This is a genomic window from Paenibacillus plantarum (assembly GCF_013141695.1).
Taxonomy (GTDB): domain Bacteria; phylum Bacillota; class Bacilli; order Paenibacillales; family NBRC-103111; genus Paenibacillus_E; species Paenibacillus_E plantarum.
In genome coordinates, this window is sequence record NZ_WHNY01000020.1 from 1 (window position 1) to 25,002 (window position 25,002).

The 25,002-nt window shown below is 48.2% G+C and carries 19 protein-coding genes and 1 riboswitch; of the genes, 3 read left to right on the forward strand and 16 right to left on the reverse strand.

The window, feature by feature from the left end:
- Window positions 1-194: 194 nt before the first annotated feature.
- The 13 genes from GC096_RS06415 to GC096_RS06475 form a co-directional block, all read right to left on the reverse strand.
- Window positions 195-1,598 (reverse strand): NCS2 family permease, encoded by a 1,404-nt coding sequence (locus tag GC096_RS06415; RefSeq protein WP_171629478.1) that lies wholly within the window; start codon window positions 1,596-1,598, stop codon window positions 195-197.
- A 143-nt stretch (window positions 1,599-1,741) separates the two neighbouring features.
- Window positions 1,742-1,842, reverse strand: a riboswitch (purine riboswitch).
- 130 nt (window positions 1,843-1,972) lie between these two features.
- Window positions 1,973-2,335, reverse strand: a complete 363-nt coding sequence (locus GC096_RS06420; RefSeq protein ID WP_171629433.1) for a DUF1304 domain-containing protein — start codon at window positions 2,333-2,335, stop codon at window positions 1,973-1,975.
- A 158-nt stretch (window positions 2,336-2,493) separates the two neighbouring features.
- A complete protein-coding gene (gene guaA, locus GC096_RS06425; protein ID WP_171629434.1) occupies window positions 2,494-4,032 on the reverse strand; it encodes a glutamine-hydrolyzing GMP synthase in 1,539 nt (512 codons plus the stop codon).
- A 111-nt stretch (window positions 4,033-4,143) separates the two neighbouring features.
- Window positions 4,144-6,522: a DUF4129 domain-containing transglutaminase family protein gene (locus GC096_RS06430; RefSeq protein ID WP_171629435.1), complete on the reverse strand. Its 2,379-nt coding sequence runs from the start codon at window positions 6,520-6,522 to the stop codon at window positions 4,144-4,146.
- Window positions 6,509-7,720 carry a DUF58 domain-containing protein gene (locus GC096_RS06435; protein WP_171629436.1) on the reverse strand — a complete coding sequence of 404 codons (1,212 nt, stop codon included), beginning with the start codon at window positions 7,718-7,720 and terminating at the stop codon, window positions 6,509-6,511. Before GC096_RS06435 ends, GC096_RS06430 begins: the two co-directional genes overlap by 14 nt.
- A gap of 10 nt (window positions 7,721-7,730) precedes the next feature.
- Entirely contained in the window at window positions 7,731-8,708 is a 978-nt protein-coding gene (locus tag GC096_RS39655) for an AAA family ATPase (RefSeq protein ID WP_171629437.1), read from the reverse strand.
- Between the two features lie 64 nt (window positions 8,709-8,772).
- Window positions 8,773-10,239, reverse strand: coding sequence for a polysaccharide deacetylase family protein (locus GC096_RS06445; RefSeq protein WP_246302611.1), 1,467 nt, complete (start codon window positions 10,237-10,239; stop codon window positions 8,773-8,775).
- Between the two features lie 199 nt (window positions 10,240-10,438).
- The gene (gene bcp, locus GC096_RS06450) at window positions 10,439-10,921 is read right to left on the reverse strand and encodes a thioredoxin-dependent thiol peroxidase (protein WP_171629439.1); all 483 of its coding nucleotides are present in this window, start codon (window positions 10,919-10,921) and stop codon (window positions 10,439-10,441) included.
- A gap of 146 nt (window positions 10,922-11,067) precedes the next feature.
- Window positions 11,068-11,979 (reverse strand): RNA polymerase sigma-70 factor, encoded by a 912-nt coding sequence (locus GC096_RS06455; protein ID WP_171629440.1) that lies wholly within the window; start codon window positions 11,977-11,979, stop codon window positions 11,068-11,070.
- A gap of 44 nt (window positions 11,980-12,023) precedes the next feature.
- On the reverse strand, window positions 12,024-13,301 hold the full coding sequence (locus tag GC096_RS06460; RefSeq protein ID WP_246302612.1) for a phytoene desaturase family protein: 1,278 nt from the start codon (window positions 13,299-13,301) through the stop codon (window positions 12,024-12,026).
- 1,184 nt (window positions 13,302-14,485) lie between these two features.
- A complete protein-coding gene (locus GC096_RS06465) occupies window positions 14,486-15,466 on the reverse strand; it encodes a 2,3-diaminopropionate biosynthesis protein SbnB (RefSeq protein ID WP_171629441.1) in 981 nt (326 codons plus the stop codon).
- A 16-nt stretch (window positions 15,467-15,482) separates the two neighbouring features.
- A complete protein-coding gene (sbnA, locus tag GC096_RS06470) occupies window positions 15,483-16,448 on the reverse strand; it encodes a 2,3-diaminopropionate biosynthesis protein SbnA (RefSeq protein ID WP_171629442.1) in 966 nt (321 codons plus the stop codon).
- Window positions 16,449-16,462: 14 nt separating this feature from the next.
- On the reverse strand, window positions 16,463-17,656 hold the full coding sequence (locus GC096_RS06475; RefSeq protein ID WP_246302613.1) for a phenylacetate--CoA ligase family protein: 1,194 nt from the start codon (window positions 17,654-17,656) through the stop codon (window positions 16,463-16,465).
- Window positions 17,657-17,856: 200 nt separating this feature from the next.
- Between GC096_RS06475 and GC096_RS06480 the strand changes: the two genes are divergently transcribed.
- Window positions 17,857-18,723: a YheC/YheD family protein gene (locus GC096_RS06480; RefSeq protein ID WP_171629443.1), complete on the forward strand. Its 867-nt coding sequence runs from the start codon at window positions 17,857-17,859 to the stop codon at window positions 18,721-18,723.
- Window positions 18,724-18,808: 85 nt separating this feature from the next.
- Here GC096_RS06480 and GC096_RS06485 read toward each other — a convergent pair whose 3' ends face one another.
- Genes GC096_RS06485 through GC096_RS06495 form a run of 3 tightly spaced genes read right to left on the reverse strand, consistent with a single transcriptional unit; the run spans window position 18,809 to window position 21,437 of the window.
- Window positions 18,809-19,594 carry an ABC transporter permease gene (locus GC096_RS06485; protein WP_171629444.1) on the reverse strand — a complete coding sequence of 262 codons (786 nt, stop codon included), beginning with the start codon at window positions 19,592-19,594 and terminating at the stop codon, window positions 18,809-18,811.
- Window positions 19,595-19,597: 3 nt separating this feature from the next.
- Complete coding sequence (locus tag GC096_RS06490; RefSeq protein WP_171629445.1) at window positions 19,598-20,392, reverse strand: ABC transporter permease; 795 nt, start codon at window positions 20,390-20,392, stop codon at window positions 19,598-19,600.
- The gene (locus GC096_RS06495; protein WP_171629446.1) at window positions 20,385-21,437 is read right to left on the reverse strand and encodes an ABC transporter ATP-binding protein; all 1,053 of its coding nucleotides are present in this window, start codon (window positions 21,435-21,437) and stop codon (window positions 20,385-20,387) included. Before GC096_RS06495 ends, GC096_RS06490 begins: the two co-directional genes overlap by 8 nt.
- A 231-nt stretch (window positions 21,438-21,668) precedes the next feature.
- On the opposite strand from GC096_RS06495, the gene GC096_RS06500 reads away from it, so the two are divergent.
- Complete coding sequence (locus tag GC096_RS06500) at window positions 21,669-22,715, forward strand: LCP family protein (RefSeq protein WP_246302614.1); 1,047 nt, start codon at window positions 21,669-21,671, stop codon at window positions 22,713-22,715.
- Window positions 22,716-23,284: 569 nt separating this feature from the next.
- Window positions 23,285-24,628 carry a glutamate-1-semialdehyde 2,1-aminomutase gene (locus GC096_RS06505; protein WP_216626047.1) on the forward strand — a complete coding sequence of 448 codons (1,344 nt, stop codon included), beginning with the start codon at window positions 23,285-23,287 and terminating at the stop codon, window positions 24,626-24,628.
- The last annotated feature ends 374 nt before the right edge of the window (window positions 24,629-25,002 follow it).

Here is a 25,002-nt window from a genome sequence, read left to right on the forward strand (position 1 = left end):
ATCAGCTCATTCGAATGCAAGAACTTTTTTTAAGTTTCTTTCGATTCTTTCGATTCTCTCGTTCTTTCGTTCGACCGCCGAAGCGACAAGGAGTAATATAACAAATCCTCCAAAGGATTGCAAGTTTTTTCGACATGGAAATAAACGGAATATAAAAAGGCCCTGGTACAGATGTACCAGAGCCCTACTTTATTTTAACCTTGGCTTCCAATAAAGACGTATCGAGCAATAATTAGAAGGGCTAGAATCCACATTAACCAGTGGACGCTGTATTTCTTCTCACTTTTGCCACCTAAATTAGCTGCTGTAGCTAGAACCACATAAGTCACGATTCCGAAGGAAATTCCGTTCGCAATGTTGTATGTGAAAGGCATCAATACAAGTGTAAGGAACGCTGGGATTGCAACAACGAAGTCTTGGAAGTCGATTTCTTTAATGGATTGAACCATGAGAACACCAACAACAATCAACGCTGCCGCAGTCGCGGAACCTGGAATCAACATAGCAATTGGCGCCAAGAACAGAGCTAGCAAGAAACATACGCCTGTCGTTACAGCCGTTAGACCTGTACGTCCACCCTCTGCTACACCTGCCGCACTCTCTACGAATGCTGTTACTGTACTTGTTCCGACTAATGCACCGCCGCTAACACCGATCGCATCAACGAACATCGCTTTACCTACACGTTTGTTACCTTCTTCTTTGTTCTTCATAATACCTGCACGAGAAGCTGTCCCTACCATTGTACCGAAAGTATCGAACAACTCAACGAAAGTAAATGTAGCAATGACAGAAACAATCCCTGTCGTCATAATGCCCGCGAAATCAAAATCAGCAAAACGCAGCTTGGACATATCGGGTACCCATGTTGTTTTGTCACTTGTTAATGTACCTAGATCCACCATACCCATGAAATAACCAACAACCGTTGTTGCAAGAATTCCGAACAAGATTGCGCCACGAACACGAAGCACCATTAAGATGGAGATCAATAGAATACCTACGATGGTTAAAATAACACCTTTATTCTCTAATGAACCTAGATGAAAGATCGTTTCAAACGAAAGAACTTCTGTATACTGATGTGCTTTAATATCACTACCTGCTTCAACTGCAACGCTGAGAATGCCGCTGTTCTTAAAACCGATCATGGCAATAAACAACCCAATCCCTACTGTGATCGCATGCTTCAAGCTATCTGGGATAGCGACTAGAAGCATTTGACGAACTTTCGTAACCGTTAGGATGATAAAGATTATCCCGGAGATAAACACGGCCGTGAGTGCCATCGAAAACGTAAATTTACCTTGTGAGGTCAAAATAATCGTCGCGAAGTACGCATTCAAGCCCATTCCCGGTGCTAGTGCCACAGGAAAGTTTACGAAAAGCCCCATTGCAATCGTCATCACGCCCGCTGCAATCGCTGTTGCTAAGAAAATGGAAGTCCAGTCTCCGCCAGTTGCCCCTGATTTAAATGCACTTAATACGTCTGGATTTACCGCAAGGATGTAAGCCATAGTCATGAACGTCGTAATCCCCGCCATGATTTCTGTTCTTACCGTGGTGCCATTTTGTTTCAATTTAAAAAAACGATCCAAATCCATTTTCCTACTCCTCCTAAGCGAATGGTGGGGAACAGCAAAAAACCCGGAATCATGTTGCCTGATTCCGGGTACGAAAAAGGAGCCGTCCATATGAGGGCTGCCTTCAATATGTGAAGTCGCACGTAAAAACTCATACGGAAACCGTTCCTTTTTTTCGTAGCCAGATCATTTGCGGTGATCTCGTAGAAACTCCCAGGCCAATTCCCGAGATTATACGAAAAACTGTTATCCAATTTCATATTCTAGTGAACATTTGATCTAGTGTCAACAAAAAAGACGAACATTATACGGGTAAAGATTCCCATATCGTTCGTCTTTTTCTAGTTTACTTTCATATTCCCATTCAATGGCAATCATCGCCGATTTCGCTAGGTAAGAAGGACGAAAACAAGCGCTACAAGAGCAGGCAATCCCTGCACAAGCAGAATTGATTTCTTGGCGGTGGCGCCTCCAAACACGGCTGCAACAAGTACACAAACGAGGAAGAAAATCTCGATCGATCGCCCGACCGCAGCATCCGGATGGACAAGGCCCCACACAAGACCTGCTGCCAGAAAACCATTGTACAGTCCTTGATTGGCAGCTAAACTCTTCGTGATCTGAGCATTCTCTTTCGTCATACCGAAAGACTTCATCGCGCGTGGTGTTGTCCACAAGAACATTTCCAACACTAGGATATACACATGCTCAAGCGCAACAAGTCCGACCAAAATCATTGCAATCATTGCCATAACTTTTCCTCCCGTGGTACTCCAATTTATTAGGTGTTCCTACTAATGTAACATATTTATCCAATCAATTCGTTCAAAATAAAAGACTCTCTTCCAGCTGGTCTACAGCTCAAAGAGAGTCTTTCTTTCACACTATTGGTGTTGATTAAACTGCCAATCTATTCCCACTCAATCGTAGCTGGCGGCTTGGACGTAATGTCGTATACGATACGATTCACGTTCTCAACCTCGTTAACGATACGTACGGAAATCTTCTCAAGCACATCCCACGGGATACGAGCCCAGTCAGCAGTCATACCATCGATGGATGTTACTGCGCGGATACCTACTGTATAGGAGTATGTTCTAGCATCGCCCATAACGCCTACACTCTTCATGCCTGGAAGTGCCGTGAAGTACTGCCAGATCTCGCGATCTAGGCCTGCCTTCGCGATTTCTTCGTGCAGGATAGCATCGGATTCACGAACAATTTTCAGCTTATCCTCGGTAACTTCACCTAGAACACGGATCGCTAGACCAGGACCTGGGAATGGCTGTCTCCATACGATTGCAGAAGGTAGACCACACTCTTCGCCGACTTTACGAACTTCGTCTTTGAATAGTGTTTTCAATGGTTCGATCAGCTTGAACTTCATATCCTTAGGCAGACCGCCAACGTTATGATGCGATTTGATCGTTTGCGCAGTAGCTGTACCACTTTCTACGATATCGGTATACAACGTGCCTTGCGCCAAGTAAGTAAAGTCGTCAAACTTGCTGGACTCTTCTTCAAACACGCGAATGAATTCGGTGCCGATGATTTTACGTTTTTGCTCTGGATCCGCAACGCCAGCTAATTTGCCCAAGAAGCGATCTTTCGCATCGATTTTGACAACTTTCATATCAAATTTGCCGACGAACGTTTCCATAACGCTTTCGCCTTCATTATGACGCAGCAAGCCATGGTCAATGAACATACATGTCAATTGCGCGCCGATTGCTTTGTGAAGCAAGATCGCAACAACGGAGGAATCAACGCCGCCGCTTAATGCGCATAGCACTTTTTTATCGCCAACTTCTGCACGAAGTTCTTTAATCATATCTTCCACGAAGGATGACATCGTCCAATCGCCGACACAACCACACACTTCGTAGATGAAGTTGTGAATCATTTCGTTACCCTGAACTGAATGACGAACCTCTGGGTGGAACTGGACGGCATGGATTTTGCGATCACGGTTGCTCATTGCAGCAATTGGAAGTGACTCTGTGCTAGCTTCAACAACAAAACCTTCAGGTAGAACGGAAACATGGTCACCATGACTCATCCATACCGTTTGTTTCGCCTCTAGGCCTTTGACTAACGGGCTTTGGTTCGAGAACTCAAGATCTGCTTTCCCGTATTCACGCGTATGTGCGCGTTCAACTTTCCCGTTCAATTGGTGGGCAATCAACTGCATGCCATAGCAAATGCCTAAGATTGGAATACCCAAATCGAAAATGCCAGCATCAACCGAAGGAGCTCCTTCGCCATAAACACTTGCAGGTCCGCCGGAGAACACGATCCCCTTAGGGTTAATCTCACGAATTTTATCAACCGTTGTATTGTGCGGCAGCAATTCGCTGTAAACGCCTAAATCACGGATTCGTCTAGCAATCAGTTGGTTATATTGGCCTCCAAAATCTAAAACAACGATCAATTCACTTGGTTTACTCATATCCGACCTCCTAGATTCATAGCGATTGAAGATGGGGTAGAACCCTTGTCCACTTACCGCTATTTCTAGGTACTAATTTTAAACATTAGGCACCTAGGATGTAAAGGGGATTTAATGTGTCTTTTGAATGGCTTTCCAAATCGCTGTAATTTCCCGCTTCGAATAGGCAAAAGCACGCGCCGGATCGTAGCGGACACTTTCATAGATGTGAGCGAAAGCCATCAGTGCCTGTTGCTGCCCTTGATGGGTTACCTGGAGATTCATGACATATTCGCGAACCGTTTGATTGGCAGGCTTTACACCGTATTTGCGGAAAAGCTGTCTCCATAATCGATCCATAAACGGCGTCAACGGATGTTGCTGATTAGGAGATCCATTGTTGTAACTTGAGAACTCCACCGTTCTGCGCAACAAGTATCCTTGACGTCTTAGTAAGACATATAGACCAACAAGTAAACAGATACTGCAAATAAGAACAAAAACGGTACTCTTATAAGCCTTTACTAATTGAATGAGATTATTCTTCATCGTGTGCAACCATTCACTCGATTTGAAAATGACGGATTTCGTCACCGGTGTATTCGTAAGGGAAGCGGTCATCCCCAGCTGCTCCATGGTTGCTGTCGTTAACAGATCTCTAGGCTGATCGACGGATATTCCTGAGAAACCAGGTGTCGGCTCGAATGGCACCCATCCCATCGAAGGGAAATAGACTTCAACCCAAGAGTGCGCATCTTGATTGCGGACAACTACCTCGAGCAGCCCATTATCATCGGTGGCGTCTACTGTTCCTTGAGCATACCCCTTTACCCACCGAGCGGGTACACCGACAGAACGTAGCATAACCACCATGGCCGTGGAAAAATGATCACAATACCCTGTTCGATCTACGAACAGGAAATGACTGACGAAATCTTCGCTGCGGCTGGGATTGGTCGGCTTTTCGAGACTGTACGGAAAGGTTTGGCTCAAATATTGCTCGATCGCTACTGCTTTGGCATACGGCGTCAACCGATTTTCGGTAACTTGCTCGGCTGTGCTTCGCACGGTCCGCGGCAATGACTCTGGCAATTGCAAGTATTCCCGCGTGATTTCTTCTGGATAAGGTGCGATATCTGTATTCAAGAGGTCAGGATTTTCTTTAATGGGTTGCACGGTGATTTTGTAATAGGAAAGAGGGTCAGCGATCTCCGGCAAGGTCGTTAAGCCACTCGTTTCGGAAGTTAGCACATTCCAAGATGGAATAGGCTTCCCTTTTTCACTCAGTAGCATATCAATGCTCCGCAGCCCACCACCTACGAATAATTGCTTATTCGCCGCCTTCTCATTCATTAAAATCTCCTGCACAATGACTGGAGCAGTCGCCGATGAACTAGAGGCCACGAAAGGTTCTAGATTTTGCGTAGGCTGGGTCCAGCCTTTGCCATCGTAGAAACTTTTGGATTCGCCGCGCCAGTAAGTGAGTTCAGAGGTTTTGGCCGTAAACACTGGTGAAGTGTCCACTTGGAGTGGACCGCCTAAGGACGTATCGTTCTGGCCATACCCAGAAGTCGCCACAGCTGGGCTTACTCCCGTCTCCTCCTCATAGAGCTCAAACAAACGATCATACCAGTGCGCCCAGCTTACTGGCTTCATCAAAGGCTCGGACTCGGTTTGCTTAGCCGACAACCAACCAACGCCAGACAACATACCAACGACGATCAAACTGACGACCAGCCATTGTAAATAATTACGTGAACGCACAGTTGTCACGCGATAGGTCTGTTCGATTCTTGAGAGATTAAGAAGAGCCATCAGAAGCAACCCATAACCTAATGTGCGTATGATTCCTTGTACGGTATCCGCCCCAAATACGAGCTGTATACCTACGAGATAGATCAAGGTAGCCATCACAAACCAAAGACTATGCTGTCTTTGGAGCATTAGAGCTTGAACAACCGAAAGCAGTAATGCCCAACCCATTAGAAACAGGAGCGTGCGCATTTCACCGCTGATCAGATCAAAATGAGCCTGTACGATATAGACAAAATCTTGCGCAAGCGTTCTCACCAACGAGAGGATCCACCCTCCAGCAAGTAAGGTCTCGTGGTTAAACATATATCCGATAAAAACCACAATTATGCTGCACTTTGCCAGCCATCCCCAACCATAAGGGACTCGGAAGCAATCCAGTGCAAGACACAGTGCAAACACAACAAGTATCGGTCCAATTCGGATCAACTCATCGCCCATCCAAGCCAAAGGTCGCAGCCATTCCGAGAGAAGGAGAAAGAGCAGCAGGGTGATGAGACCATCTCGGAAGAGACTATTAGGTTGAGGCGGCAGGCTGTCTGCGCGGAAGATGAGTTTGGACGGGTTGTGGGATGATGTGTCTGGGTGGGATGGATTGGTTTGTGGATTGCTTAAGGGTGAAGTGCCTTGGTGCTTCTTAAAAAAGTGCGAAGTGCGAGAGCGCGCGTGCAGCCCGCGGCGAGGTTCAAGCGGTTGCATCCGCAACACCTCCTTGCCTTGGCCACTGGCTCTGCGGATGCGGCACTTCCGTGAAGCTGCAGCCTGCGGCCTGCAGCTGGGAAGCCCCCTCTCGCTCTGCGACCGAGAGGGAAGGCCGCGCGTGCACGTAGATCACGTGCACGGCTCGGCGCCTGGTGCCGCTATCTGCGATCGCGCGCACCAGCGCCACATCCAGCGTCGATGTGATGCACAGCATCGACGCATGCAGCGGCAAGTCTGCCGCCTCTTTCCTGACGAGGTCAGGAAAGGACAGGGCGGGCTTGCCGCCAACGCTCGCGAGTACTTCGTACGCGAGCGTCAGATCGGGGCGAATCGTCGGCGCGATTCGCCTTGCGTTAGAGGAGCTGCAGGCGAAGCCGCAGCTCTCTCGCCCACTGGCGGCGGCTTCGAAGAACCCCGCCGCGAGGGCGACGCCCTTCTCCAGCAGCGGCTGTGCCGCTTCTGCTGGGCCCGCCGCAGGCGTGACATCGAGCAGCAGCATCCACTTCGTGGAGGCGGCCTGCTCGGGTTCTTTGGTCATCAGACGGCTCAGGCGAGCCGTCGATTTCCAGTGGATGCGGTGATACGGATCACCGCTGACGTAATCGCGAACGGAGCTGATCAGCGGCGTTTCGCCCTTGGAACTAAGGGTTGTTGAGCCTTCCTCCGATTGAAAGGTCATCCCGCTTCGTTCCAATGCATCCGGTCGTGGATACACAACATAACGCTGCAAATCTTCCCTCTGTACTCTGCGAAGCGCGAAACCAAAGAGGTCCCCTGCCGCAGCTTCAAAATGAGCAAAACGGTAACTGCCTCGCATGAGATGGGTCATTTTGTAAGGCAGCAGAATCGACTTCTGAAACCAAGGGAAAAGCAGCTTGCTGTACGTCAGCTTTCTCCCATTTCCTTCATGGATCCAAGTTTCTTTCAACAGCAGCCACGGCATTGGAACCCAGGAACGATGCTGGATCTCCAGCACGATCGTTACATCTTCACCTGCGAGAAACACGTCACCTGACAGGCGCCGATTCAAGTTCAAACCTTTCAGCGCAAATACATAAAATAGTCCTGCCTGTATCCAGATCAACGATAAACAAATACCAAGATACCACGCAGCGAATCCACCTTGGCGATAAGCCAAATAGATCACCAACACACAACTTACCAGCAATAGCGTCGTCTTCCCCCAGCTTTTCATGTCATGTCCCCTACTTCGCTGTGACATAACGGAGAACTGGTGTTTGCATACCATCTAATAAACCCTGAAGTATGAGATCTGCCGAACGGCCCATCATGCGCGCATCCGAAGTGAGAATAAGCCGGTGTGTCCACACAGGTAAAACCAAATCCTTAATATCATCCGGAACAACAAAGGTTCTCCCTTTCACATAAGCAGCCGTTTGTGCAGCACGCATCAACGCATAAGACGCCCTCGGACTTGCACCTATGTAAAAATCAGCATGATCTCGCGTCGCTAAAGCTAAGCGAACGATGAAATCTTTTAACGTATTATCCACATGGACCATGACCGCTTCCTTCTGCAATTGCACAAACTCATCCTGTACAATCACCGGTTTCAAGCTTTCCAAGGGGTGTCGATCCTGCAAGCGATCCAACATCAGAATCTCTTGATCATGCGTTGGATAGCCAAGTGAAAGCTTCATCATAAACCGGTCCATCTGCGCTTCCGGCAGCGCGTACGTGCCTTCATAATCCATCGGATTTTGCGTCGCGATGACGACGAAGGGCTTCGGCAACTCATAACTTGTGCCGTCAATGGTCACTCGTTTTTCTTCCATCGCTTCAAGGAAAGCTGACTGCGTCTTCGGGGATGTCCGATTACATTCGTCTGCAAGTACGACAGACGTCATTAATGGCCCTGGCCGAAACTCAAACTCATTGCTTTTGACATTAAAAACAGAAACACCGGTCACATCCGAAGGAAGCAAATCTGGCGTACATTGAATTCTCTTAAACTCGCAACCGATCGTTTTGGCTAACGCGCGTGCTAGCATAGTTTTGCCTACACCAGGAACGTCCTCTAGCAGTAGATGCCCGCCGCTCAACATCGCGATAAAAGCTTTCTCTATCGTTTCTCTTTTGCCAACTATCACTTTCTCTACGTTCATGATCATCCGTTCCACAAGAGGCTGCGGTTGATCGAATATTCGGGTTTTCGATGCCATAGACAAGAAGCCTCCTTTATAAGGGTATGCTTCTAGTTTTTCCAGCTCTCTACTCTTTTAGACATTATCCTGCCATTGCAAATAGAGAGTTTTTGAGAATTCGATTATTTTCTTTAAAAAAGTGAAGGGGACTCAGCGCCATAGAAACCTCACGGTAGTCGGGATCCATCACAGCATTCGTAATACGGCCGCCGAGTGATACGATCGTTTTGCGCAGCGGCACGATAATTTGATTATCTTGCATGTTCATATCCGCTAACGAATAAGTGGCTGTTTGCTTGCCTAAAGTGAACAAACTAATGCTTCTATTCACAAGATCATAGTCCATATCATAAATGCCGTAATGGGCATTGGCTGTTTTCGTATCAGCCTGCCACGCCACTTTCCCACCCATCTTCTCGATCAGATAGCGCAGAGGCAACTCTATTTGATTCGCATGCAGCTTATAAATGGAAGGTTCTATGGTAAACGTATTCCCTCCGAGTACATGAACCTGCAACGGCAAAGCGGCTTGCTTAGCTAGAATACGCGCAGCCTCCGCTTCTTCTTCCATCTTCGCTTTCGCTTTCTCTTCAGCTTCTGCCTCAAGCTTCTGCGCGAGGCGCTTTTCCTCTGCCTGCTTCAAGAGATCCGATGGGCTCGGATGAGCGACTGCATATTGCTGCGTTTGATCTATCATCGATTGAAATTGCTTCAAATTCATGTTCCGTGACCATTTCGGCTTCGTGATGGCGAATTGTTTGGGCTTCACTTGGTCTGTCAACGTGGCAAAGGCGTATCCTAACTTTTTGTAATAGCTAATCACTTGGGGTAATACTTGGACAGAAGATTCATGCCCCGTTCCATCGTGAAACAGAATATTAATCTCGTGATCGAGAGGGGAAGCTTTCACCGTCTGCCAAATTTCATTTACCGGCACATTCGCTCTCTTGGAGTCTCCACTGTCGACATTCCAATCCTCCATGATATAGCCTGCTTGCTCCATCAAATAAAAGTAGTAGGCGTCAAAATTCGTAGCTGTCCCACCAGGCGCTCGTACGAGTTGAGGTCGTATCCCCACGATATTTGAAATAACGTCCTCGCTGCGCTGGATTTGGTTCCAAAAGGTTTGAAAATCACTATAAAGCTCTTTATAAACATGATTATAGGTATGATTGCCGATGGCATGACCGTCTTTTACAATTCTTTTGAGTTCAGCAGGATGCGCTTTCGCTTGTTCACCAAGTACGAAGAACGTTGCTTTAACATCTTCTTTATCTAAAATATCCAGCACCTGATTCGTCAACTTGCTAGGACCATCATCAAACGTCAGATAGACAGTAGGCTGCTCCGGTGTTACGTAAGTTCTCTCACCCTTCAGTCGCTTCCCTGCTTGAAGCTGCCCAAACGCTTCTTGTACAGATGGATCAGCTTCATTGTCCGCGGCTTTGGCCGGCATGCTGCCAACCAAGAGTGAAACTAGTAAAACAACAACCATCATGATTTGAAATCGTAGTCGTCCGTTGTTTGGGGCTTGTACCTGTGAGCGCATCCGATGATCCCTCCGCATGTTCTATCATTTTGACATCTGATAGATTATATGGGCGGAGGTGCGAGAGTATGACACGAAAAAAAACGATCCTTCCCGACAAGGAGAAGCATCGCTTTAGAACTCATTATCCTTTTATATGGAAGAAACTGTTCCGCGTATCTCTACTAAATAAGTGGACGAATACGAGATTCGAAGCGGCCTACTTCAATTCTATCACAGCATCCAACACGGCTTGCACGTGATTCTTAATTCTCACTTTACTCCATTCTTTTACGATATAACCTTTCTCGTTAATTAGAAACGTCGATCGAATAATGCCCATGTACTCGCGGCCATACAGCTTTTTCATCGCCCATACCCCATACTTCTCTGCTACTTTATGATTGGTGTCTGAAAGCAGGAGGAACGGCAGCTCGTACTTCGCAATAAATTTGTCATGCGAGTTCAGCTCATCCGGGCTGATACCAATCACTTCTACACCTAACTCCGCGAATTTCCCGTTGTAGTCTCGAAAGTCGCAGGATTGCTGGGTACAAGTTGGTGTATTATCTTGTGGGTAAAAATAAATAACAACTTTACGCCCTTTATAATCGGCTAAAGAAACTTTCTCTCCATTGGAGGCAGGCAGCGAGAAGGCTGGTGCCTTACGCTTGGTTACTGCCGTTTCACTAACTTTTTTCAATACGGCTCTCTCCTCTTTCTCGTCTTGCTAGGCAACTCTTCACTTCCTCCCATTATGCGACATTACCCGGATGACATCAAACGAAAAAAAGCCACCACGAATCGTAATGACTCCTTAGCAGCTTTCTATGATAAGAGGTTAAGACCTCACACTTCCGCTTGCCATGATGCGATGTGCTTCAATTTATCAGGATTCACGACGATATAGAAAGTCTTGATCTGCCCCTCCTCTAGATGGAATGTCATCACATTATTAGGCTGATTATTCACATACGCAACAATGCCTATTTGTTCGTTCACTGTCGTTAAGGTAAAGCGATATTCCTCCGGTAATTTGGCTAAAATCCCAGACAAGAACTTGGCAATTCGTTCCACTCCCTGAATAGGGTTGATCGCCGCATTCACCTTGCCTCCGCCATCGGAGTATAGAATGGCATCGGATTTCACAATGGTTAACAGTTGAGCGATATTTCCTGACACTAATGCGTGCACGAATTGTTCCACGATCGCTGTCGTTTGTTTCGTTTCACGAGCCTGCTCCGGCGGGAGGCTAATCGCATTCTTGGCTCGGCGGAAAATTTGACGGCAATTCGTACTGCTTTTGCCAACAATCTCGGCGATTTCATCGTATTCATATTGCAGGACCTCACGAAGCAGGAATACCGCTCGCTCCACCCAAGACAGCTGCTGCAGGAGCAAAAGGTATGCGGTGGATAGCGATTCTTTGTGCGTATACGCGAGATCTGGTGCGATCTGATGATCTGTGCTTGTCGCGCTTGTCGTCATCAGTGGCTCCGGCAGCCATGGCCCGACGTACACCTCTCGTTTTTTGCTGGCGGAGCGCAGGCTATCGATGCAGCGGTTGGTCACGATTTTGCATAGATAAGCCTTGGGATTGTGAACATGCTCCAGATTCGTCTCATTGGCATACAGAAATGCCTCCTGCACCACATCCTCCGCGTCCATCACACTTCCCAGCATGCGATACGCTAGTGAAAACATTAACGGTCTATAGCTCAGATAGATCTGCTCGGAAGCCTCTGCTCCTGTGATCTCCATCTTGTCACACCTCCCGATCTACTGGTATCTGTAATAGGATAATTCTAAGCGAACTGAGGCGTTTTTAAAATAGCTTGAGCCGCACGTCTAGCACTTGCCGCCGAAGCATCCGCGAGCATTTCGCCATGACTTGCCCAGTCACCCGCTACATAGAGTCCTTGAATGCCTTCAACGGCTGGACCTGTTTGCAGATTGGATTTACCCACATGTAAAGTGTCATGGACGACCGTCATGTTCGGCAGGAACTGTTTCGTTACGATTTCTTGTTCCCAACCTGGATGTAGGGTATTCATGGCAGCAGTAAGGGCTTCCTCGTCCTCTTTCGGATTACTTTCCCCAGATCCGTTATATTTGACCATATGCACGACGAGTGTGCCGTCTTCACTAAGATTGGCATTTAACGTGTGATGCGAGAAAAAGATCGGTTGGTCCAGCGCAATCGCTACATTTCTACCTGGAACGGAGAGCCTTTTCAAGCCTAAGTCTAGGCACGCAGCTTTCGAAGGGCGCGCTTCGTCCTTCCACTGTTTCAATATCGTGCGGTCAGCGTTCGCGACTAGTTTGTAGGTCTCCGATGGGGACGCGGTGCTGATGACATGCGATACCTCTACCATTTCTTCATGGGCAAGTTTGATGCCCTGCACCTGACCATTCGCATGTACGATTTCTTTCACGTCGGAACCGCTTATGATGTGGACACCTGCATCAATCGCTTTCTGTTGAAGCTGATCGACGATCGTTTGCCAGCCTCCGTGGATGTACAACACTCCTTTTAATGAGCGCTGTACCTGCCCTAGCACCGGACCTGCAAGCTGATGATCTGGATCAAATGTGTAAGTTGCCGTACGGCACAAAGAGTAAAAAATATGACGAACCATCGGATCCGCAATTTCTTGCTCCGCCCACTGTCTGAGCGGTGTGTTTTCAACTTTGCTCGCGTCCATTTTGGTTATCCGTATGACGAGTCGCAGAAGTCCTAATTTCCCGGACCAAGTGAGCAGCTTTGATGTGAGCATGCTGAGCGGTGTTGCCGGCATTGGCACGACCCCTCGGTTCCACAAAGCATTGACCTTCGCAGAAGGTGGGCCTCCCTCAATGCGAATACCCAACTCTTGCAGAATGCGGAAAGCATCTCCTGCACGGTATAACGCATGGCCGCCAAGATTGAAAAGCACACCATTTTTCTTATTCGTCATCGCTCTACCGCCCATTCGTCCCGAACGTTCCAGCAGAACCACGCTTCTTCCGCCTTTGGCTACTTCAAGTGCAGCAATGAATCCAGCTAAGCCTCCGCCAATGACGGCTGTATCGTATTTTGTCATGTTCATCATCCTCCAGTTTCGCTTTATATCTATAAGGCGAAATAGGGGGGTGTTTTGTGACAAGAGAAGAAAGAATTGTCTGGAGGTAGAGCTGAGGCGTGTGGTTGAGGTGGCTGAGATGAGGAATTGAGGTGGATAAGGTGCATGAGCTGGATGAGGCGCATGAGCTGGATGAGGCGGCTTGCTCTGTGGATGGCACAGATTGAGGTGGTTAGAGTAGCTTGTTCGTGTGTTTAGCTGTATAACCTACAGTTAATTCTCGCGGATTAGATGGTTTTCCTGATATAGCTGTAAAAAATCCAGTTAATTTTATGCAAATTCGAAGAAACGGGACAAAAGTTGAAAACTAACTGTAGATAATCCATCTAATCCCTCAGAAACGTATAATACGGTTCGAATAGATGTAGAAAATCCAGTTAGTTAGATACGTGGTACGACTGGGGTTGGGGTTGGGGTTGGGGTTGGGGTTGGGGTTGGGGTTGGGGTTGCCCGACAGTTGCATCCAGTACACCAGCTGATTTATATTTATAATCCACAGACGATTTTCTGTGGATAACTCAATATGTGGATATGTTAATACCTATCACCTAAGTTATACACAACAGGGACTTAAGCCCCTGTGGACTTGTGGGTAACTCTGTGGATAGATGTGTATAAGAGTAAAAAGCAGCCGCTTTTGTTGCGGCGACGGCCTCCCAGACGCCCCTCGTTTACTTTTGTAATCATCCCATTCAGCGCTGCAGTTATGCTACTTTATTCATCTTACTCACAATAACTTCTACATCTGCAATTACTTTCACACATTCAACTACGCACACTCATATCCACACTTACAGCTGCAACTACACTTACCCACAATTACGCAGACATCTACTTTTACACACTCAACTACGCACACTCGAATCTACACTTACCCACACTAACACCACATTCAACATTCACATTCACCCCCCATCACCTACAGCATGTCCCTATGAAACGGAACGTCATTCCACTAATCGAGTGAATTTCTGCAATTTCAAATAGTTGCGGAACGAGGATCCGCTATTTCATGGAATTAGGCACACAAAGCTTCAATTCCAGCGAAATAGCGCCCTCACGTTCCGTTGCGTTTTTAAAATGGCTGTTCTAGGCAAAATAGCGGAACGTCGTTCCCCATCTCCAGAAAAACTAACTCCCCGTGGCTATTTATACTTACTTCCCTCTAGCGTAATTCCCTTTTGTAGCCGCAACGCTTCCCTCCAATAGTAACCTGCAACGGCAATATCGAAGATGCCTAATCCCATCGGATTGAAAAAAACAGGCTCCTGCATTTCCACACTTGCTAGCTGATCGCGAAGCACTACGTCGGCTAAGGTGTGCACATCCGATTCTTGTAAGTTATTCAACAGGTGCAGCTGCTCGATATCCGTCTGCTCACGGCATACTTCGCGCCAATCATCCACTATGATCGCTTTCACGTCAGCAACACTTTCCGGTTTATAGTCCCGGAGGGAGACATTGAGCAGGAGCGCACCGCGAGGCGGGGCTTCATCAATGTACCTCTCCGCTGACACTGTGCACGTCATAACGACATTAGCCTCGCGATAGCCCGTGCGCCAATCATTAACCACTTGCGTCCTGCTCTGAATAGCTGCCGGAATCGTCCCCAGCTCGACACCATTCAGATCATAAATTCGAACCTCTTCAATCCATTCGCCGAATAAAGCGACACACATATCCAGATGCAGCCGCCCAATCGGTCCCCACCCGATTAAGTGAATGCGCAAACGGTCAGGCTTCCTGACCTTCACGAATTGACTCAACATCACACCGCTCACCGCTGCGGTCCGAAGACCATTTAACAGTCCGCTGTGGATAAATGCCAGTGGCTCACCCGTCGAAGGTTTATTCAGAATCAGCGTATTATGTGCCCGGGGAAGTCCCTTCAGGCGATTGTCTGGAAAGCTCGCAATCCATTTGATACCCGAAATATCGATGTTACCGCCTACATAAGCAGGCATCGCTATAATCCGGTTTTTCGGATCGCGGAAACGTAAGTATGGCTTCAAGGGATGAGCACAATCCCCACTATCCTGTATGGCAACAACATCCTGAATGATGTCGGTTAGCTTCTTCCAATCGATTCCGATCTCTCGGATATGGTCATCCTGTAAATACAACATCCGCTAGTCTCCCATGCTAGTTACTCGGTGTATACCCTATCTCTCGCCCAACCCATTCATCGTTGTATACCGTATTCAAATATCGTTCACCACGGTCCGGCAAAATCGCTGCAACTACGGCTCCTGAGGGAATCATTCCGCTCATTCTGCGTATCGCCGAAATAACACCTCCTGATGAAGCGCCAGCTAGAACGGCTTCTTCACGAACTAATGCGCGGCAGCCCTCTACACAATCCCTATCGGATACGTAGATGACTTTGTCCGCGACATCATGCCGGTGCAAGCCAGGTGTGATACCTGCGCCAAGGCCAGGGAATTTCCTCGAACCTTTTTCCCCGCCAAAAATAACACTGCCTTCGGCATCCACCGCCACGATCTGTGTCGACCAACCGCGACTGCGGATGTACTCCATGCATCCTCGAATCGTTCCACACGAGCTGACGCCGCAAAATAAATAGTCAACCTTACCTAACTGCTCGCCAATTTCCCGCATCGTTGTCTCGCTATGAGCCAGCGCGTTGTCTGGACTTCCATACTGATTCGTCCAGTAGGCATTCGGGATTTGACTCATCAGCTCCGCTACCCGCCGGATACGTGCTGGCAAAAACTCGCCCGTCGCCTCATCCGGCACGGAAACGAGGTCGATCTCCCCATGGAAGCTGCGGATGATTTGCAAATGCTGCTGCGTCGTACGCGGATCGACAACACAGATGAAGCGAAGCCCGAGATATCGGCAAAGTTGAGCGAGACTAATCGCGAGGTTGCCAGAGCTCGACTCCACGATGACACTCTCGCTCGTCACCTCACCACGGCGAATCGCCTCCCGCAGCATGAATAAAGCTGGTCGATCCTTTGCGCTGCCGCCGGGGTTCATCCACTCCATTTTGCCATAAACCTCAAAGGGTTGATCCTTAAACAAACGCGATAGCCGAATAAGCGGCGTATGCCCGATCGCTTGGACAATACCTCCTTCAAGCTCCATTCGCTTCCCCTCCTTTAGGTGTAAAAAATCTTTTTATTTTTTACGGAGGTGCGGTTCTGTGAATCCTCATAGGTGCCCCCGATTACTTGGATTCCATCCAAAAGCTTTGCCTGAATCATCATGCCGATAGCCGGGATGCAGCTTTCCACATCCGCGCGAATGCTGCTCAGAATGGCTGGTGTTGCCAGTGCACTGAAGACATAAACAGTCAATGCATTGCCACTCACCTGTACACGAACGCTAGCTTCTCGCAGATGCCGATAAACGACATCCTCGATGTCATAGATACTGATTTTCTCCCCGTGCTTTAAATCGGGGCCTATGCGCTTCACGATGCTCTGGAAACTCTGCGTGGGAACACCATCCACATCAATGACTTTCAAATCACGCACGACATCGTAGGTGACATAACGCAGTGCAGGGAATGCGTCCCTTACGGTTGAGGTGAGAACCAGAACTTGCTCCAACTCATCTGGCAGCGGCTCCATATCGCCTTCTAGCAGTTCTGCTTTGACACCCTCTGCGATGATACCATCCGCAAACAAATACCTACCATGATCATGTGAAAAGTAGGCAATGGTCCCAATTTCGATCGATCCGTACGTATCGGTGATATGCGTCTCGGGTATCCCCAGTCTATCGGCCGTGCGTTGTCTCCATCCCGGCGAAGCAATCTCCCCAACTAGAATGACATGCTGGATGCCATAGCCCGAAGGATTCTCCGAGGCTTGCATAATCCGATCCAAAATAGACGGCATCGTATATAGCACCTCGGGTCTAAAGCTTTGAAGCCGCTCAATATGCTGCTCGATCGGAAGCCGAAAGGATACCGATTCCACCTCCATGCCGAGCTCACGAAATACCTCGACGGCCGTTGCCTCCGCATGCCCTGTACCCATATCTGCCATCGCAGTTCGATAACGAGTGCCGTCCAGTATGCTGCGGAAAACATCCAGTTTAATTCGCAGATAAGCTTCTTCATCTGATTGGGAGTAAAAAATCGTTTTCCGCCGCTTCGAACTCGTACCTGACGTTTGATACCGATTCATTTCCTCAACCTGTAGATATGGATTCGTATCCATGTAGTAATACGATTCCAGCATGCCAGCTGACACCAGCGGTAGTACCGCGAGCTCTTCCTGTTCGTGTCCTGCCAACAACCAAGGAAATTGCCGCTTCATCTTTTGTATAACTTCCTTTATGCGCATAGACGTGCGGCTCCTCCTCTCAGCTCTACTGACTGCACCTGTAACCCAAATCCACCTGACTACATATTCTATGCGCCCTTCTCGCCCATCGTTCTTTTTTCCTAATTGCCTAAATCATTTCCCTGTTCACCCGCCTCCAGTGTCGCTCATATCATATTGAAATAATGAAGCGCCAAACTCGGTTAGAAAGGATCGTCACCATGACAAGTTCACTGAAGGCCGTTTCAAGCAAATGGATCAAAACACGCGTCATGCTTCGCAATGTAAAGCTGCACAAGCATGTGCCTACAACGCATCCTTTTGATCGCAATAGACTAGCTGCTATGCTCGCCCAGCACGGTATGCTCTACCTGAAACCCGACATCGGTTCCCTTGGGATAGGCGTTATGCGCGTTGAGAAGCGAGGAAGAGCCTATCGCTATCAGAGCGGGGTGAACATTTACCGTTTTCCGACTTTTGAAAAACTGTACCAGTCCCTGGAGCAACGCTGCGGCACCAAGCGATACCTCATACAGAAAGGTATTCACGTGCTGACGCATGAGGGCAATCCCTATGACTTTCGTGTCATGATTCAGCGAAACCCCGCGGGGAAATGGGAATGTACGGGGACTGCAGCCAGAGTCGCGCACCCACAGAAGGCTGTCACCAATGGCAGTCAAGGGGGCACGATCTACAGTCCTCATGACCTCTTGGCACCCCGATTCGGTGTCCAAGCAACGTCTATTCTTATGCGCGAGATGGAAAGAATATCTTACCTAACCGCAGGTCAAATAAGCCGCTCCTTCCCCTCCATGAATGAGCTCGGCATCGATATCGCCGTCGATCAACAGCTGAAGCCATGGATCCTCGAAGTGAACACGCGACCTGATCCCTGTCCCTTCACGAAGCTGGCGGATCAAACCATCATCCGCAAAATCGTCCGATTCGGCAGAGCCAATGGCCGCAAGTATGATTTGACTTGCTCGAAGGCGAAGAAGGCGCCGAATCGGCGCATTTCGACCGCGTCTATTGAGCAGTCGCTCCCAAACGCAGAACCTCCTTCCGAAACAACTTTGGATAGTGAATGATGTTTTTTCAAAGTTTCTGCCAAATAAATGATATAAGGCCGTCCCGCAAGGTTATTTACCTTGTAGGACGGCCTTATGATTAGAGTTAAGAACCTGCACCGCGATAACGCTTCACGCCAATGTTCCACACCGTGATGCCCAGCGCACTAAATGCGATGCCCACCACAGGGGTTAGCAGAGCGAACCACTTCCAGTTCTCAGGGTCAATGAAATAGGCGGCTGGATAAAAGCCAACGAACGCAAACGGCAGTATCCACGTCAGAATACTTCTGAGCAGCTTATTGTAAATCGTCGCTGGATAACGACCATAGTTCTGAATGTTCCAAATCAACGGCAATATGCCTGTTGGCGCATCGGAGAAGAAGGCTAAAGAGGTCAACGAGATGTATACACCTGCATAAATAAGGATCGAGCCCACCACCATGACGATGAAGATCAGCGGATCATGCCAGTGGAACGGCAGATCCAACTGCACCCAGGAGTAGATCATAACGACCAGACCTGCCAATGCACTGAACATGGAAGCTGGATCGAGATTTTCTAGCATAAGCTGCCATAGATTATATGCCGGCCGCGTAAGGATACGATCCATTTCCCCTTTGACAATGTAGCGCTCGCTAAAGCCCCACAGATTAAAAAAGGAAATAAATATGCCATATGGAATCATAAAATAACCGTAGATGAACAAAATTTGTTCTTGATTCCAGCCGCCTAGCGATTGCGTTTGCAGAAAGACGACAAGAATGAAGAATAGATTCAACCCATTGAATAACAAGTCGGACAGCACTTCAATCCAAAAATCGGATCGGTAGGTGAGCCTTGTTTTCATGTAGTTTTTGAAATAATCGAAAACGAGGGTGATATAGAACATGCGTTACCCTCCCTGTACGAATAGACGTGTTTTGGATTTTACCCACAGCACATAGATCGGAATAATAAGGAGCAGGAACCAGAGTACTTGTACGCCAAAGTTTGGGAGTATCGCGTTGCCCGTTATTTTACCGGTAAACACTGCGCTGGGTAGATAAGTGATCGCCTGAAAGGGCAGCCACTCCAGAATCGACTTGGACCATCCCGGGAAAAATGAAATCGGAATAATGAGCCCTGAAAAAAGGTCCACCGCTACGCGCTTCATGCGCATAAGGCCTTCATTATTTTCGAGGAAAAAGGCAAACAAACCCGTAATGATATTCAACTGCGTATTAATCAGAAAGCTGAAGAACAACATCACTAAGTAGATGACCCACAAGCTTGGATCTGTTGGGAACTGAATCGGAAGCAGCAGCCAGATCAGGATCATGCCAGGTGTCGTGAAAAGCAGAAGACGGAATACACCTTCACCTAAGCCTTGCATCATTTTCACAAAAATATAATTGTAAGGCCGGATGAATTGAATCGCTACGCTGCCGTCCCGAATCTCGTTCGCAATTTCACGATCTAAGTTATTGAAGTAAAAAGCGCGGCCCATCCAGGAAATCGCCACATAGGTTGTCATTTGACCTAGGGTAAGTCCACCGATGACAGCTTGATCGCCATAAATTGCTTTATATACGAAATAGTACGAGCCAATATTAAGCGCATAGATCAGGATCCCGCTGTAATAATTCACCCGATAAGCGAGCATCATGAGGAACCGCATGCGTATAACTTCTATATAAGCTCTATGCATGGATCGTAACTCCCTCTGGCTGATCAATCTCCAAACGTTTCACATCGGCCGAGCCTGATTTATAAATTTCACGAACAATATCATCCGTATTCGTTTCATTAATCTTGATATCTTGGATTTGCAGCACGCCAACGACGCGGCTTAACACATCCGAGATGTTCGCTCTTTCATAGGGAATGAACACTTTGGCGGATAGCTCATTCTCAAGCTGCCAAGCGACATCCAAGCCAAGAGTCAACTCTTGAAGTCGTGCTAACGTTGTTGGATGCTCGAACTGCAGCACAACTTCTTTTCCTTTGCCCCATCTGGCTTTCAGCTCTTCCAGACCGCCATCATAAATAATTCGGCCGTCATCTAGCATAATAACACGGGAGCATAGTGCTTCGATGTCCTGCAAATCATGCGTTGTCAGCAGAATTGTCGTCTCGTATCGCTGATTGAGCGATTTCAGAAACTCGCGGATCTCTGTTTTTACAACAATGTCGAGGCCGATGGTTGGCTCATCCAGAAATAAAATTTCAGGATTATGCAGCAAGGAAGCCGCTAATTCACAGCGCATCCGCTGACCTAAGCTCAGCTTACGGACAGGTCGTGATAGAAGATCCGACAGTTGTAAACGGTCGACAAGCTCGTCGAGACGTTTTTTGTAATCCGCTTCGGAGACGCGGTACACCTTTTTCAACAGCTGGAACGACTCCACCACGCCAATGTCCCACCAGAGCTGGCTGCGCTGACCGAAAACAACACCGATCCCAGCGACGAATTTCTCCCGCTCTTTGAAAGGCACATAGCCATTCACTTTGATGTGACCGGACGTAGGTACGAGAATACCCGTCAACATTTTGATCGTCGTCGATTTCCCTGCACCATTTTCACCGATATATCCACAAATTTCGCCTTTTGGAATCTGAAAGCTTATGTCCTTCACAGCAGTAATTTGCTTATACTCACGTTTGAATAAATCTTGCATGGCCCCCTTGAGGCCACCGCGGCTTTGCTGAACTTGAAATTCTTTGCGCAGCATTTGAACATCTATGGCTAACATGCGTCTTCCCCCCTGACTTCGTCGTCTCGGTTACAGATTACGGCAACATTCGTCATAACTTGCTATCGAAGTTTCGTAGCATCTATAATATGGATCATAATGATGTTTCATACAACCGTACAACAAGCTCATAATACCCCAATTCTGTAAGAAAAAAAAGTACAGATTAACAGGTATCTTATTTGCCTTAAAATATCGCTGCATTTTACCTTGGAGAGGAGCTTACATAGTATGAAAATCTTCAAACGGACCATGCTCCTGATCGTCATGCTGCTTTTGGTGGTCGCCGGCTATTATTCTTACGCCTTCTACAGCTTCGCTAATAATATCTCTCATAAATCAGACAATAGTGATGGAAAAGGTAGTGGAAGCACAAGCTTAATCCCGAGCAGCGTGTTGAAGGATGGAGATAAATACACACCACCGAAATGGGAAAGCAAGCAGCGGGTGAACATTTTGCTGTTAGGCGGCGATTCTCGTGGCATGGTGAAGAATGAGTTGCCAAGATCAGACAGTATTATGCTAGCCTCCATCGATCCGGTCACGAAGAAGGCTCATCTATTCTCGATTCTGCGGGACACCTACGTGAAAATCCCCGGCGAAGGCGAAGATCGGATTAATACAGCGATTACGACTGGCGGTCCTAATTTGGCCATGAAAACCGTTAGCGATTTGCTAGGCATTCCCGTTCAATATTATGTGTACACCGACTTCAAAGGCTTCATCGCATTGATCGACGCGGTTGGCGGAATTGATATTGATGTGGAGAAGGATATGAAATATTCCGACTCCGAAGATGACCATGTGTACGACATTAATTTGAAAAAGGGACAGCAGCATCTGGATGGCAAAACAGCCCTGCAATATGTGCGCTTCCGCCATGATGCCTTGTCCGACTTCTCCCGAACGGAGAGACAACGAAAGTTCCTGACAGCTGTTGCGGCTAAAATGCAATCCACTTCATCGCTGATCAAGCTCCCGCGCATTCTAAATGCAATCGATCCGTATATTGATACGAATCTTAGCGTTACGGACATGCTCAAGCTTGGAAGTCTTGGTTATGAAGCTAAGGCTGACGGTATCATCACGTCACAGCTTCCCCCATCAGACTTACTGATGGAGAAAACAATCCGCGGCGCTTCGGTCATTACAGCGGATAAGCTGAAGCTTCAAAAGTATATGAAAGACCTTTTTGCAGGTACAGCTGAAGCTGATACAGGGCCAACCAAGCCATCACCTTCGCCAACACCGAAGGTTGCTGGGAAAACCGTGAAATAGAACACATGAGAGCATAGCATGAAAAAGACGGATCATAAGAGTGGGTATCCACTCTTATTTTTTATATGAGCGAGCATTCGCACGGAGTGCAACGAAAGCCTTATGGCCAGGTGCCGTGACTTCAAAGTTGCTCGCTGGGGTGGTATATAGCTTTTGGACATTATCATTAATGACAAAAATGGAAATTTGTCATTCCTAATTTGTTAGTTGCCGCGGGGTTACCGAAGGGTTAGGCTGTGGCAGTCCGGTCCTATGCTACCAGCGAAGCAGACAGAGTTCGTTCATGGAACGAATCGCCAAGACCCACGGCTCCCCGATCCCATCTTAGATTCCGTCATTCCGAACCCGCTCGCCGAGGCAATGTATAGCTAATAAAAATTATCATGAATGACAAAATCGGAATTTTGTCATTCATGATTTGTTAGCTAGCCGAATTGGTGTGAGGGGTCTCGATGCTGCGACGGTGCGATGGTCGCGATTGGCGATGCGTTCTCTCGCTCCCCTTAGCTTGACGCAAGCCGCTATTTAATAAATTCAACCACTACTACATATAAAGGAATGATATCGTCATGGAACGCAAGCAATCCGAACTCCTCTATCAAGAAGCACTGAAACATATCGTCGGCGGGGTCAACTCCCCTTCCCGCTCATTCAAAGCCGTCGGCGGCGGCGCGCCCGTCTTCATGAAGCGTGCGCAAGGCGCACACTTCTGGGACGTAGACGGGAATCGCTTCATTGACTACCTCGCCGCCTATGGCCCGATCATTACCGGTCACGCGCATCCGCACGTGACTGAAGCGATTATCCGCGCCGCGCAGAACGGCACGCTGTACGGCACCCCAACCGAACTCGAGATCGAGTTCGCCAAAATGCTGAAGTCGGCGATTCCCTCGCTCGACAAAGTGCGCTTCGTCAACTCCGGCACCGAGGCCGTGATGACGACGATTCGCGTGGCGCGCGCGTTCACGAAGCGCACCAAGATCATTAAGTTCGCCGGGTGCTACCACGGCCACTCGGATCTCGTGCTGGTGGCGGCCGGCTCCGGGCCGTCCACGCTAGGCACGCCGGACAGCGCCGGCGTACCAGCGAGCATCGCGCAAGAGGTCATCACCGTGCCGTTCAACGACATTCCGGCACTCGAGGCCGCGCTTGCGCGTTGGGGTGAAGACATTGCCGCGGTGATGGTCGAGCCCATCGTCGGCAACTTCGGCATGGTTATGCCCCATGCCGGTTACCTCGAGCAGCTCTGCGCTGCTGCTCGCAAGCACGGAGCCCTCGTCATCTACGACGAGGTCATCACAGCGTTCCGATTCCATTACGGAACGGCACAGACCTATGAAGGCCTCCCTATTCTAGAGGGAGGCCCCACAACGGCGGCGCGCTTCGCCGCCGTCGAACCGGACCTGACGGCCCTAGGCAAAGTGATCGGCGGCGGACTGCCGATCGGGGCCTACGGGGGCCGCAAGGAAGTGATGGAGCAGGTCGCGCCGCTCGGACCTGCGTATCAAGCCGGCACGATGGCGGGAAATCCCGCCTCCATCTCCGCCGGTATCGCCTGCTTGGAGGTGCTCCAGCAGCCGGGGGTTTACACCAAGCTTGAGCAGCTTGGTGCAACACTCGCGAATGGCATCTCCGAATCCGCTGCCCGCCATGGCATCGCCTTGACGCTGAACCGCATCGGCGGCGCCTTCTCTACTCATTTTTGTGATCATCCGATCACCAATTATGAGGAAGCGCAAGATACCGATGGCGAACGCTTCGCTGATTTCTTCCGACTTATGTTGGATCAAGGCATCAACTTGGCCCCTTCCAAATACGAAGCTTGGTTCATGACCATTGCCCACACAGAGGCTGATATTGCTCAAACGCTCGAGGCTGCAGACCAAGCTTTCCAAATAATGAAAACACGCTGATTGTCCCAAAAACGAACTATGATCCTGTATGGATTATAGTTCGTTCGTCTTTATACCCTTACATGAGTTGTTAGAATTATACTTTTATTCACCAATATACAGAAAAGATAACGCTTACATTTGTGATTTGCGTCTGCAAGTATTGTCGGATGAACTTTTTCATGCTATTCTAAGATTACTTTTACCCTTTTAGAGAAATCGCTCGGTTTCACAGTATTTTCCTAGAAAGTTAGGGCATGATTTACAAATACTATGCGGATTTTTGTGTGTGGTGCCTTACTTTACTACGTGTCGATTTATGCCTTATTGCAAGAGTTATACCTCCTGCAAATTGGCATGATATTCAGTTATATTGCATCTTTATACATGATTAT